3 protein-coding genes and 2 pseudogenes are annotated in these 13672 nt (G+C 76.2%); 4 read left to right on the top strand and 1 reads right to left on the bottom strand.

From position 1 onward, the window contains the following. Positions 1-24: 24 nt before the first annotated feature. Positions 25-4047, top strand: a complete 4023-nt coding sequence (locus J3P38_RS12265) for an alpha-(1->3)-arabinofuranosyltransferase domain-containing protein (RefSeq protein WP_210503836.1) — start codon at positions 25-27, stop codon at positions 4045-4047. After that, positions 4020-7148 (top strand): annotated as a pseudogene (locus J3P38_RS18545) (alpha-(1->3)-arabinofuranosyltransferase domain-containing protein); the annotation flags it as partial. The gene J3P38_RS12265 and the pseudogene J3P38_RS18545, both read left to right, overlap by 28 nt. A gap of 515 nt (positions 7149-7663) precedes the next feature. Here J3P38_RS18545 and J3P38_RS17785 read toward each other — a convergent pair. Continuing rightward, positions 7664-8950: an acyltransferase family protein gene (locus J3P38_RS17785; RefSeq protein ID WP_307807887.1), complete on the bottom strand. Its 1287-nt coding sequence runs from the start codon at positions 8948-8950 to the stop codon at positions 7664-7666. Positions 8951-9058: 108 nt separating this feature from the next. On the opposite strand from J3P38_RS17785, the gene J3P38_RS12255 reads away from it, so the two are divergent. Beyond that, a complete protein-coding gene (locus J3P38_RS12255; RefSeq protein ID WP_210503834.1) occupies positions 9059-9811 on the top strand; it encodes a class I SAM-dependent methyltransferase in 753 nt (250 codons plus the stop codon). After that, positions 9808-13026, top strand: a pseudogene (locus J3P38_RS18540) (alpha-(1->3)-arabinofuranosyltransferase domain-containing protein); the annotation flags it as partial. The gene J3P38_RS12255 and the pseudogene J3P38_RS18540, both read left to right, overlap by 4 nt. Between the last annotated feature and the right edge of the window lie 646 nt (positions 13027-13672).

Here is a 13672-nt window from a genome sequence, read left to right as displayed (position 1 = left end):
GGGTCGACATGGGAGGCAGCCGCAGTGACATCCGGCGCCACCGCCACCGCCAGCGTGTCACGTCGGCGCCTCACCCCGTCGAGGGGTGCCAGCCTGCTGGTCTACGCCGCCGTGGTCCTGCTGAACGTCCTCCAGCAGCCGGGACGCATCACCTTCGACACCAAGCTCGACCTCCAGGTTGACCCGGCCGACCTCCTCACGCGCAGCGCCGACCTCTGGAACGGTGACTGGGCCCTCGGCGGGCTGCAGAACCAGGCCTCGGGCTACCTCTTCCCGATGGGGCCGGCCTTCCTCCTCGGGGACGTGCTCGGCGTGCCGATGTGGCTCTGGCAGCGGTTGTGGTCGGCGGCGGTCATGCTCCTCGCCTACGAGGGAGCGCGCCGGCTGGCGGCTCGGTGGCCGGGCATCGGCAGCGCCGGAGCCGTGCTGGCCGGGCTGGCGTACATGCTGTCCCCGCGGGTCCTGACGACCGTCGGCGGCCTCAGCGGCGAGACGCTGCCGGCAGCCGTGCTGCCCTGGACGGTGCTCCCGCTGGTGCTCTTCCTGCGCGGCCGGATGCGCGGCTGGGTGGCGTTCGTGCTCTCCGCGGCGACCGTGCCACTCATGGGTGGGCAGAACGCCACCCTCGTCGTCGCCTGCCTCCTGCTGCCCGCCCTGCTCCTGGCGCTGGCGGCGGGCCGCTCGCCGCGCCGACGGCTCGCGCACCTGGCCGGGTGGGGTGCGCTGGTGGCCCTCGGGTCGCTGTGGTGGGTGGTGCCGCTGCTGCTGCTGGGCTCCTACGCCCCTCCCTTCCTCGACTTCATCGAGTCCGCGCGCAACACGGCGGGCACCACGGGGTGGTTGTCCTCCCTGCGCGGCACGAGCCACTGGGTGGCCTTCTTCCCCGGTGGCGGGCCGGTCGGCTGGGCCGGCGGCTACGACCTCGCCTCGTCGCGGCTCCTGATGGTCACCACCGTCCTCGTGGCCGCCATCGGACTGGTCGGGTTGCTGCAGAAGGACCTCTGGGAGCGACGCGCGCTGGCGTGGTCGGTGCTGGCGGGCCTGGCCGTGCTGACCGCGGGCAGCGGGGGATGGGCGGGTTCGGTGCTGGCCGACGCCTGGCTCGACGCCCTCGACTCCGCGCTCGCGCCGCTGCGCAACATCCACAAGTTCGACCCGGTCCTGCGCCTGCCCCTCTGCCTCGGCGTCGGCGCGTTCGCCAGCTCGGCGCTGCCGGCGGCGTGGCGGGCGACCGCGGCCTGGCCGGCGCTCCCGGCTCGCCGCATCGCGGCCGGTGTGGTCGGAGTCCTCGTGGTGGCCGCGGCCGCACCGGCGGCCGGGGGATCGCTGCGCACCGAGCGCGGCTTCGAGGCCCTGCCCGCCAGCTGGCGTGACGCGGTCGCGTTCCTGCAGCAGCAGCCGGGCACCGTGCGCACCCTCGTGCTGCCCGGGCTCAGCCTGCCCGTGCAGACCTGGGGTCGCACGATCGACGAGCCGATCCAGGTCCTCGACCCGACGCCGTGGATGTCGCGGGCCCAGGCCACCGTCGCGCCCGCCGGGACCCTGCGGGTCCTGGAGAGCATCGAGCAGTCCACCACCGAGGCCCGTCCGCAGCGCCGGCTCGCTGCTGCCCTGCACTCCGTGGGCGCCACCCACGTGGTCGTCCGTCACGACCTGGACCGCGCGGTCACCGACGCGCCCGACCCCCGGCTGGTCAGCGCCGCCGTGCAGCACGTGCCCGGCGCACGCCTCGTCGGCGCCTTCGGCACAGGGGCGACCGGTCCCGACATCGAGGTCTTCGAGCTGTCCCGCGATGCCGAGCCGCGCGTCGAGGTGCAGGACTGGGAGCAGCGGACGATCGTCGACGGGGCGCCGGAGGCCGTGGCGGACGTCCGCGCCGCCGGGCTGCTCGCGCAGGACGGCGCCGCCGTGCTGGCGACCGGCGAGGAGCGCCCGGACGTGGTCACCGACACGCTGCGACGCGTCGAGCGCAGCTTCGGCCGCGTGCACGACGCCCGGTCGGGCGTCATGACGCCGTCGGACCCCTACCGCCTCTCCCGGAGGGTCCACGACAACGCCGACGACGCGATGCCGAGCTCGAGGACGGTGGCCTCCTACGACGGTGCGGCCACGATCGTCGCCTCCAGCTCGAGCGGGTACGCCGACGCCCTCGGCGAGGTGCGCCCCGAGCAGCACCCGTGGTCGGCGTTCGACCACTCGATCTACACGTCCTGGGGCACGGCGCCGCTCACCCGCCCGGAAGGACAGTGGGTGGAGGCGAGGTTCGAGGCGCCGACCCGGGTGGGGAACGTCTCGCTGTCGTTCGACACCTTCTCCGGGGCTCGCGTGACGTCGGTGCGCGTGTCCACCGACGACCGGTCGGCGGTGGCCGAGGTCGAGCCGGACGGCACGGTCGCCCCGGTCGCCGTCGACGACGACTCGGCCACCAGGCTCCGGGTCACCGTGCTGGGTGCCGGCCCTGAGGGCGGACAGGTCCGGCTCTCCGACGTCCGCATCGTGGGGCACGACATCACGAGGTCGTTGGTCCTCCCGGGACAGGTGTCGTCGGACACGGCCGTCCTCCTGACCGCTGAGGTGCCGCGGCGTGCGTGCGTGGTCGGTCGGGACGACCGACTCGTCGGGTGCGAGCTCGGGTGGCAACGCGAGACCACCGAGACCCCCGGGTTCCAGCGCACCGTCACGGTCGGCTCCAGCGGCGAGTGGACCCTCAGGGGTCGCGCGTTCGCCACCCACGGGCCGGCACTCGACCGGCTCTACGCGCCACTGGCCGAGGAGCAGGTGCGCGTGGTGGCGACGTCGACGTACGGCGGCGACCCGGCGGTCACGGCCGCGGGCGCACTGGACGGACGGTCGGAGACCGCCTGGACGTCCGCGCCGGGCGACCCGGCGCCCGCCCTGCAGCTGTCCTGGGGCGAGCGGCGCAGGATCTCCGCCGTCCGGGTCACTGGCGGACCGGGCCAGCCCGGCGAGCTGCCGACCCACGTGGTCGTCGACGGCGGCCCCGGCACCGGTGGACCGCAGCTCGTTGCCACCAAGGGTGACCGGGCGGGGGAGCTGGAGCCCATCCGCACCGACCGGCTGCGGGTGACGGCGTACGAGCCTGCCGGCCCGGAGGGAGTGGGCATCTCCGAGCTGGAGGTCGACGGCATCGAGGACCTCCAGCACCGGCCCCGACCCGACACCCCGACCGGCACGGCGTGCGGCTTCGGGCCCACCATCGAGGTGGGCACGCGTACGGTGCAGACCCGCATCAGCGGCACGCTCCAGGACGTGCGCACGGGTGCCGACCTGGCGGTGGTCCCGTGCGGCGGGCGGTGGGTGCGCCTGTCCGCCGGGGAGCACCGCATCCGGGTGGTGAATCCCGCCGGCTTCGCGACGTCGAGCCTGGCGCTGCTCCCCGACGCGCGCGTCGACCTGGCCGGCGGGGCACGCCCACCGGTCCGGAGCTGGTCGGCGACGCACCGGGAGGTCGAGGTGTCGGTCGACGCCGAGTCGGTCGTCGCCGTCGCCGAGAGCGCCAACCCCGGGTGGGAGGCCGAGGTCGACGGCACCGACCTGCGTCCGGTGGTCCTCGACGGGTGGCGGCAGGGGTTCGTGGTGCCGGCCGGCACGACCGGGGTCGTGGTCATGGACTACGCCCCGCAGACGCCGTTCCGCGTGGCGCTCGTCGGTGGGCTCGTGCTCGTGGGGCTCCTGCTGCTGCTCGCCGTCGCCCTCCTGGCGCGGGGCACCGGACGCCTGCGGGACGCGTCGCCGACCGTCGAGCCGGCCGCGCCCGCCGGACGACCGGTCGGCCCGTGGGCCCAGCTGCCCGCGCTGGCCGTGCTCGGCCTGCTGTCGCTGCCACTGGCGCTGGGCGCGCTGGCCGGCCGGCTGACCCGCCACCACTCCGACGTGAGGGTCGCTGCCGCCTGCGTCGGCGCCCTGGCGTTCGCGGCGGTGATCGCGCTGTCCACCTCCGCCGTCGTTGTCCCGCCGGTAGGCTCCGACGTCGTCGCGGCACTGACCGTGGGGGCCGTGTGCGGTCGGGTGCTCGCCCGACCCTGACCGGGCCGCACCGCAGCCGGGCGTCCGCAGAAGGGGGAGGAGGAGCGTTGGCGGTCTCCGGTGTCCGCACCTTGATCGTGTCGGCCCTCGCGGCTGTCGTCGCTGTGCGGGTGTCGGCGACCCAGCCGCTCGCCGGGGCGTACGCGCGCATCGCAGCAGACCCCGCCGGTGCCGTCAACCGCGCGGCCGACGGCTGGAGCGTGGCGGGCACGCTCGGTGACGCGAGCGCGCAGGGACTGCGTGACCTCCCCGTGGCAGCGTTCCTGTGGCTGACCGGCGTGCTGGGGGTGCCGCCGGCGGGTGGGCGCACCGCCTGGTGCGCCCTCGTGCTGGTCCTGGGCGCCGTCGGCGCGATCCGCCTCGCGCGAGCCACCGCGCCGGGCCAGGGGGCGCGCGAGTCGTGGACGCCCTGGATCGGGGCCGTGCTCTACGCCTGCGCGCCCGTGCTCGTCACGACGGTCCAGCACGCGCCGGGCGACGGCCTCGTGGTGGCCCTCCTTCCCTGGGTCCTCGAGCCGCTGGTGCGCCGCGGCGACGGCTGGCGGGCGGCGGCGGCGTCCGCGGGGTGGCTCGGGCTGGCCGGCGCCGGTACGCCGGCGTGGGCGCTGGCCGCCCTCGCGGCCGGCTCGGTCGCGGCTGTCGCGACCTCCCGGCGGCCGGGTGGCGCCCGCCAGGCCGTCCGCTGGGCGGTGCTGGCAGCCGTCTCGTCGGCGTGGTGGGTGCTCGCCCGCCTGTGGGAGGCGTCGTACGCCACCGCCGTGACCGGCATCGTGCCCACCGACCTGTCGGTCGACGGGCTCGCCGACTCCCTGGGGCTCCCGGCGGCCAGCACGGCCGTGACCGTGCTGCTGCTCCTCGCGCCGCTCGCGGTGTCCGCGGCCGGCGTGGGCCTCCGGGTCGGGCGCGACGCACCCGTCGTCGGGTCGTTGGTCGGGCTCGCGCTCGCCGCGGCGCTGCTGGGGCTCGTCGCGGGCGGGTGGCCCGCCTGGCTCCCGGTCGCGGCCGGGGTCGCAGGAGGCACCGACACCGTGCCGACCCCGTGGGCGGTCCTCGGCGGCTGGCTCGCGCTGGCAGCCCTCGTGGCATGGACCCCGGTCGTCGACGAGCTCCAGGCGCGGCTCCCGCGCACCTGGGCGGTGCTCCCGTCCGCCCGGGGCGGGCAGGCGACAGCCGCGCTCGTCGTGCTGGGCTTCCTGTCGGTCGCCGGGCCGGTCTTCGCGGTGCAGGCCGACGAGACCGAGCCGGCGGCCACCGATGCCGACCAGTGGGCCGCGGTGGCCGCCTGGTCGCGGACCGCACCACCCGGCCGGGTTCTCGTCCTGCCGGCCGTGACGGACGGCCGCGTCGCGCCGGCGGTCGCGCAGGCGCTGCGAGGTCGCCCGTGGGTCGCACGGGACACCCTGCCGCTCTCCGGCTCGGCCGCCACGACGGCGCTCGACCGCGTCCTCAGCCGGCTGGCCCGCGGTCACGACGGCGACGGCACCGCGACGGCGCTCCGACGCCTCGGTGTCTCCTACGTGATGCTGCGCGCCGACCGGTCCGCCGCCGCGGACCGCGAGCGCCCGCTCGCCCTGGTGCGGCACGCGCTGGCGCGACAGGGCGCCTCGCGGGTGGCCGCGATCGGCCCGGGCGGTGCCGGCGCGGACATCGGCACGCCCGACGTCCTCGACCTCGGCGTGCGCGATGCCGTCGGGTCGGTGGAGGTCTGGGCCCTCGACGGCGCCGCCGACGGCACCCTCAGCGACGGCGGCCCGGTCGTGGTGGCGGGTGACGAGGGGGTCGTCGGCGACCTCGCGGACGCCGGGCTCCGGGTGGGGTCGACACGGGTGCTCGGGGCCGGCGCGGCAGGGCCCGTCGACGTGGTGTCCGACAGCGCGCGGCGGCAGGAGGTGGACCTCCGCGTCGCCGAGGACCCGTCTGGTCCGGTCCTGGACGCCGACGACAGCCGGGCCGTCGTGCCGGAGGACGCCGCCGCGGAGCCGACCGCCTCCCGCCTGCTGTCGGGAGCCGATCAGGTGCTGGCCTCGTCGTCCGCGGCCGACCTCGACTCGTCGCTCCGCCGCACCGGCGCCGTGCCCGCGGCAGCAGTGGACGGCAATGTCTTCACGTCGTGGCAGTCGCGCGGCGGGGCGGTGCTGGGCGAGTGGTGGGAGATCACCTTCAGCGACACGACCGACGTGACGGCCGGCTTCCTGCGGGTCGTGCGGAGCGCCTTCGAGTCGCACCAGGTCACCCGGGTGCGCCTGGAGTGGGACGGCGGGTCGAGCGAGGTCGACGTCCCGGAGGACGGCACGGTGGCGCTCACCGCCGTCGGTGAGACCACCCGGCTCCGGGTGGTCGCCACCGGCGTGAGCGGCGCCGTGTCCGGGTCGAGCGGCTTCGCCGTCACCGAGCTGACCGTCCCCGGGCTCGAGGTCGAGGAGCAGCTGGCGATCGAGGGACCACCCGCCGAGGCCTGGGTCGTGGCGGCCCGGCCCGCCAGCTTCGCGACCTGCGTCCCGTCATTCCCGTTCGGGGGACCCCGCGACCCCGGCACGAGCGAGACCGTGTGCAACCGGGCGCTCGGGGTCGACGGGGCCGACACGGGCACGGTGGCGCGGGTCCTGCGGTCGGTGGTGAGCGGCCAGGTCGCCGGCCGCGCGTGGGTCCGCGCTGCGGACAGCGCGCAGTCCAGCCGGCTCGCCCAGCGCCTGGCGCGACCGGCCGTCACGGCGACGGCGTCGAGCGTCGCGTCCCCGGACCTCGTGGCCGGACCTCAGGCGGCCTCGGACGGTGACCCCGGGACGGCGTGGCGGGCTGCCCCCGAGGACACCGCTCCGACCCTCACGCTGGAGTGGGACCGCCCGGCGGTGGTGAGCGGCGTGCGGGTGACGACCGCCGCCCGGCGGCTCTCCACGCTGCCGACGCACGTCGTGGTCACCTACGACGGCAGCGACCGCACGGAGTCCGGCGAGATCGGCGCGGACGGCGTGGTCGACCTGCCCCCGGTGCGCACCAGTGGCGTCACGCTGGCGTTCGATGCCGCGGCCCGGGAGGTGTCGGTCGACTCGCTCACGGGCGGGGTGCGCGACCTGCCGGTGGCGGTGTCGGAGGTCGAGGTCGTCGGAGCGCCCGCCGTCGGCTACGACGCCGACACGGTCGAGCAGCTCCCGTGCGGCTCGGGCCCCGACGTGACCGTCGGCGCCACGACTTTCGAGACCGCGGTGCGCGCCTCGGCCCGACAGGTGGTCGAGGCGGCCGTCGTGCCCGCGACGTTGTGCGAGCGGCCGGTGCTGGGCGGAGCCGAGGTCCGCGTCACGGTCGAGGCGTCGTTCTCGTGGATCCCGCTCGGCCTGGTGCTGGCGCGACCCGACGGCGCCCTCGGGGAGGTGGACGAGCCCGTCTCCCGCGTCGACGACGCCGGCGGCGCCGGGATCCCCGCGGGGACCATCGGCGTCCGCCCCCGCCTCCGGGTCGTCGAGGTCGACGGCACGACGTCCTCCACGCTGGCCCTCGCGGTCCCGGCCGGCAAGGGCTGGGTGGCGTCCGCGAGCGGGCGCGAGCTGGCGTCCCTCACGGTGGACGGATGGGCGCAGGGGTGGGAGGTGCCGCAGGGGGTCGGCCCGGTGACGATCCGCTATGCGTCGGGCGAGCTGCTGCGGTGGGCGGTCGCGCTCGGCGCGTCCGGGTGGGCGCTGGTGCTCGCGCTGGTCTGCCGGCCCTGGGCCCGCTCGCGGCGGTCCCGCGTCCAGGGCAGCAAGGGGTGACGTGACCAGGCCATGGTCGGCCGCTCCACCCACGCGTACGTCGCGGCGCCGAGCGGGATCGAGAGGGCCAGGATCCAGGCCAGTCGGTACAGCAGCCCGACCGGTCCGTCGGGGAAGGTGAGGTCGCGCTCGAGCACGACGATCACGGGGATGTGCCAGAGGTAGATGCCGTACGACCACCGTCCCGTGGCGGCGAACCAGCGCGTGCCCAGGAGCCGGTTGAGGGGCAGGCGGCGCCGGCCCAGCACGACGGACGCCAGCAGGAGCCATGCCATGGCCATCGCGGACCAGCTCCGAACCTGGTCCTCGGCGAACGTGACCGGGACGAACCCCGTCGGGCCGCCCAGCGGGGAGGTCGCGAGCAGCCCGAGCGCGAGCACGACGACCGGGACAGCCCACGAGTCGGCCAGGAACGCCTCGACCCGTCCGAGCCCCACGATGCCCGCCCGCTGTGCCTCCGCGAGGAGCGCCACGAGCGCACCCGCTGCGAAGCAGAAGAGGAAGGAGGGGAGCCAGTAGGGGTAGGTCAGCTGGCCAGCGAGGTCGGCCTGCTCGGTCCTCAGCCGCCAGGCGATCGAGATGGGGAAGCTCAGCGAGATGGCTGCGACGCACAGCCAGACGGCTCGCTCCGCCGGGAGCCGCCTCGCCGCGACACCGGCGGCGATCGCGAGGAACGGCAGCGCCACGTACCACGACACCTCGGTCGCGAGGCTCCACGTGTGCAGCATCGCCTCGCCCGTCGGCTGTGGCTCGTAGGTCCACGTCAGGGTGACCGCCCGCCACCAGCCGGCGGCGTCCGACGGCCTGGACCCGGGGATGACGACGGCGACGACGACCAGCACGAGCCAGTAGGCCGGGAAGATCCGGGTCGCCCGCCGGAGGAAGAACGAACCGAGCGCCGGGCGCTCGGCGGAGCCCAGGGCCCAGCGGGCCCACGGCCGGTAGAGGAGGAAGCCGGAGATCACGAAGAGGCTCACCGGCCCGAAGGTCGGCAGACCGATCCAGTCGTACTCGGTGCGCCCCGAGGTGTGGATGAGCACGACCATCAGCGCGGCCAGGCCGCGCAAGCCGGTGAGACTGGCGATCTCGGCCGCGCGCTGCGCGCGGGCCTCGTCGGCGGGCGTGTCCTCCCACTCGACCGCGGTGCTGGCTACCACGCGGGCGATTAGATCACGTGGCGAGGGTGCCGGACGGCTCGTCCGGCAGCCGGGGGCCGCCCCCTCGAAGCGCCGCTCGCCGGTCGGGCCATCGGCTACACTCGCCGCGTGCCGCCGCAGCTCTCGTCCGCTCCGTCGGCCTGGGCCCCCACGCTGCGCCGTTCCGTGCGCCTCTTCCGCGCCTTCCGGGTCGAGCAGACGCAGCCCGAGGTCTTCTACGGCCAGCTGGCCGAGGACGCGGTCGGTCACGTGTCCCACTACGGCGACCTCGCCGGTGCGCGGATGCTCGACGTGGGCGGGGGACCGGGCTACTTCCGCGCCGCGTTCGAGGGTGCCGGCGCGGCCTACTTCGCCCTCGACGCCGACGTGGGCGAGCTCTCCGGCCTCGGCGACATCGCGCCCCGCACCGTGCTGGGCAGCGGGATGCAGCTGCCGTTCGCCGACGGCACCTTCGACATCTGCTACTCGTCGAACGTCCTCGAGCACGTCGACGACCCGTGGCGGATGGCCGACGAGATGGTGCGGGTGACCCGGCCGGGCGGTCTGACGTTCGTCTCCTACACGGTCTGGTACGGACCGTGGGGCGGCCACGAGACGTCTCCGTGGCACTACCTCGGCGGGCTCCGGGCCAGGCGTCGCTACCGGCGCCGGCACGGGCACGAGCCGAAGAACAGGTACGGCGAGTCGCTGTTCGCGGTCACGGTGCGCGCCGGGCGGGAGTGGGCCGCCGCCCAGACCGGCGCGGAGGTCCTCGATGTCGTCCCGCGCTACAACCCCGCCGCCGCGCGCTGGCTCTCCCGCGTGCCGCTGCTGCGCGAGGTCGTCACCTGGAACCTGGTCATCGTCCTGCGCCGTCGATGAGCTCCCCACCCGCCCACACGTCGCCGTCGGTCGTCACGTGGCGCTTCCGGCTGTTCGTCTGCTGCCTCGCGCTGACCGCCCTCGCCTTCGCACAGCGACCCGGCAGGCTGGTCAGCGACACGAAGTTCGACCTCGTCGCCGACCCGGGTGCGATGCTCGCACGGGCGCTGCACATGTGGGACCCGACGGGTGGCTTCGGGCAGGTGCAGAACCAGGCCTACGGCTACCTGTTCCCGATGGGGCCCTTCTTCTGGCTCGGTGACCTCGCCTCGGTCCCGGCGTGGGCCGTCCAGCGCGGGTGGTGGTCGCTGCTCCTGGTCGTCGCCTTCCTCGGCGTCGTGAAGCTGTCGGGTGCCCTGGGGCTCGGCAGCCCCACCAGCCGCCTTGTGGCCGGCTTCGCCTATGCCCTGTCGCCGCGCATCCTCACCACCCTCGGCCCGATCTCCATCGAGGCGTGGCCCATGGCGCTGGCACCGTGGGTGCTGGTGCCGCTGGTGATCGGCTCGCGGCGCGGGTCGCCGGTCCGCGCGGCCGCACTGTCGGCACTGGCAGTCGCGTCGGTCGGCGGGGTCAACGCCGCGGCGACCTCGGCCGTGCTCCCGCTCGGGGCGGTCTGGCTGCTGACCCGCACGCCCGGGCGCCGCCGGCGAGCGCTGCTCCTCTGGTGGCCGGTCCTCGTCGGGGTCGGGACCTTCTGGTGGCTGGTGCCGCTGTTCCTCCTCGGCGGCCACAGTCCGCCCTTCCTCGACTTCATCGAGACGGCCTCGGTGACGACGTTCCCGACGACGCCGTTCGACGTGCTGCGCGGCACGTCGCACTGGGTGCCGTACGTCGATGCGACCTGGCAGGCCGGCAACGACCTGGTCGCGACCGGCTACGTGGCGGTCAACGGCGCCGTGCTCCTGGCCCTCGGCCTCGTGGGCCTGTCGCTGCCCAGCCCGCACCGCCGGGTGCTGGTCCTGGGGCTGCTCTCGGGACTCGTGCTGGTGTCGCTCGGACACTCCGGCGCCGTCCACGGCTGGTTCGCCGACGCGGAGCGCGCGGCCCTCGACGATCCCCTCGCGCCGCTGCGCAACGTGCACAAGTTCGACCCGGCGCTCCGGCTGCCCCTGGTGCTCGGCCTCGCCCACCTGCTCGGCGTCCTCGCGGAGGCCGTCCAGCCCGCGGCCGGCCGGCGTGACTGGCGCTCGCGGCTGGAGGACGGGCCGCGCACGGCGAGCGTCGGGCTCCTCGTCCTCGCGAGCGTCGCCGTCGCCGGCGTGGCCAGCCCGGCCCTGGCCGGCCGGCTCTCCCCGACGCAGGACTTCGAGGACGTGCCGGGCTACTGGCAGCGCGCCGTCGCCTGGCTCGAGGCCGAGGGCGGCCGCGACCCCGACCGCGGCACGGCCCTCCTCGTGCCGGGCTCCAGCTTCGCCACCTACCTCTGGGGCACGCCCGAGGACGAGCCCGCCCAGTCCTACGGGGTGTCGGGGTGGGCGGTGCGCAACGCGGTGCCCCTGGCGCCGCCGGGCAACATCCGCATGCTCGACGCCGTCGAGCAGCGGCTCGCGACGGGGGAGCCGTCGGACGGGCTCGCCCCCTTCCTGGCGCGCGCCGGGGTGGGGCTTCTCGTGGTGCGCAACGACCTGCGCCCCTCCGACGACGTCCCCGTCCCGGTGCTCGTGCACCAGGCCATCGAGCAGTCGCCCGGGCTGGTCAAGGTGGCCGACTTCGGCCCGGACGTCGGCGGACTCACCCGCCTGGAGACGGACAGCGGCGCGACGCTCGTCGCCGAGGGCGGATGGCACGCGTCGTACCCGGCCGTCGAGGTATACGCGGTGACGGGTGCGTCGGACGCGGCCGCCGCCGAGGCCCCACCGGTCGTCGTGGGTGGTCCGGAGGACCTCCTCGGCCTGCTCGACGTCGGCCTGCTCGGGGACGCGCCCGCGGTGCTGGCGGTCGACGCCGACGAGCCGGGCGCAGGGCGCTCACCGCGCGGGCCCCTGCTCCTCACCGACGGGCTGCGGCGCCGCGAGGCGACCTTCGCCCGCGTGCACGACGGGCGCTCGGCCACCTTGGCGACCGAGGACGACGGTCGGCGCGGCGCGCCCGCCCGCGACTACCTCCCCGCCGACGCCGGCCGGTGGGAGACCACCGCCCGCCTCCTCGGGGCGCGGTCGGTCACCGCGTCCGGGTCGCGCGCGTACGCCGACACCGTCGGCCCTGTCCTGCCCGAGGCGCTTCCCTACGCGGCCTTCGACGGCCTGCCGGGGACGCAGTGGGAGTCGGGCCCGCCGGGAGGTGAGAAGCCGTGGGTCGAGGTCGAGCTGGAGGAACCGACGGAGGTCGGTCGGGTCACCGTGGTGACCGGGGAGACGGCGACCGACCGAGCCCCGAGGATCGTCGTGGAGACCGGAGCCGGCAGCTCGGCGCCCGTGGGCGCCCCGCCCGGGGTGCCGGTCGTCGTCGACCTCCCGGACGGCACGACGTCGTGGGTGCGGGTGCGTGCTGCGGACGACGCCGGCTCCGCGACGGAGCTGGCGGTCGCCGAGGTCCGTGCCGAGGGGCTCGACCTGGACCGCACGCTCGTGCTGCCCGAGGTGCCGGCCGCGTGGGGGCCGCCCGACCACGTGCTGCTGTCGGCCGGACCGTCCCTCGACGCCTGCGTGGAGGTGGACGACGACGTGCGCTGCGCCCCCGACCGTGCCCGCCCGGACGAGGGCGGCGGAGTGGTCGACCGGACGGTGTGGCTCGGGACCGGGGCGGACTACGGGGTGTCCCTGGAGGTGCGTCCGCTCGCGGGTGACGCGCTGACCGGGCTGATGCTCAGGGACCAGCTGGTCAACGTCAGCGCCTCCTCGAGCGCCGTCGACGACGCGCGGGCGTCCGCGCTGGCGGCGATCGACGGCCGCCCCGGCACGACCTGGCTCGCGGGCCGGGACGACTCCGAGCCGACCCTCGACCTGTCCTGGATCGGGGAGCGTCCGGTCCGCGAGGTCCGGCTCTCGCTCGACCGCGGGGCTGCCGCGTCGCGGCCGACCCGGCTGGAGGTGGTGCACCCCGGCGGGCGACAGGTCGTCAGGCTCGACGCGTCCGGCCGAGCCGACCTCGAGCCGTTCCGGGCCTCCCGGGTCTCGCTTCGGGTCATCGGGCAGGAGCGGGCCTACGGTCGCTCCCGGGGTGGCGACCAGGAGCCCCTGCCGGTCGGGGTGAGCGAGCTGCGGCTCCCGGGCACGAAGCGGCTGCCGCTCACCCTGTCCGACATCCCCGTCGACATCGGGTGCGGCTTCGGCCCGACCCTGCGCGTGGGCGGCACCCTCCTCGCGAGCAGCGTGACGGCCTCGCCGCGCCAGCTCTTCGACGCCGAGACGCTGCCGGCGCGGGCCTGTGGCCCGGCGACAGTGCCCCTCGACACGGGCGCCACGCGCGTGGTGGCGGCGCCGGCGCCCGCCTTCCGGCCGACGGCCGTCACCTTCGCGCGCCCCGCTGCGGTCGACGCCGTCGCCGCGTCGCCGGCGACCGTGGCCGCCCCGTCACCCGTGACGGCGTCCGTCGACGTCGAGGGGTCGGGCGGCGCCGTCGTCGCCCTGCGCCACAACGTCAACCGCGGCTGGCGGGCCGAGCTGCCGGACGGGTCTTCGGCCGCGCCGCTGGTGGTCGACGGCTGGCAGCAGGCCTGGCACGTGCCCGCGGGCGTCACCTCCCTCGACGTGCGCTACGCCCCCGACCTGACCTACCGGGCAGCGCTCGCCGTCGGAGGTGTCCTGCTGGCCGCGCTCCTGGGCACGGCGCTCGTCGGTCGCCACCCCGGCCGGCGCCGCCCGCGGCAGGTCCCGGAGCCCTGCGGCACCCGCGTGGCCGACTGGGTCGTGCCCGTCGCGG

This window comes from Nocardioides xinjiangensis (assembly GCF_017916455.1).
Taxonomy (GTDB): Bacteria; Actinomycetota; Actinomycetes; order Propionibacteriales; family Nocardioidaceae; genus Nocardioides; species Nocardioides xinjiangensis.
This window is presented reverse-complemented; position numbering and strand designations above follow the sequence as displayed.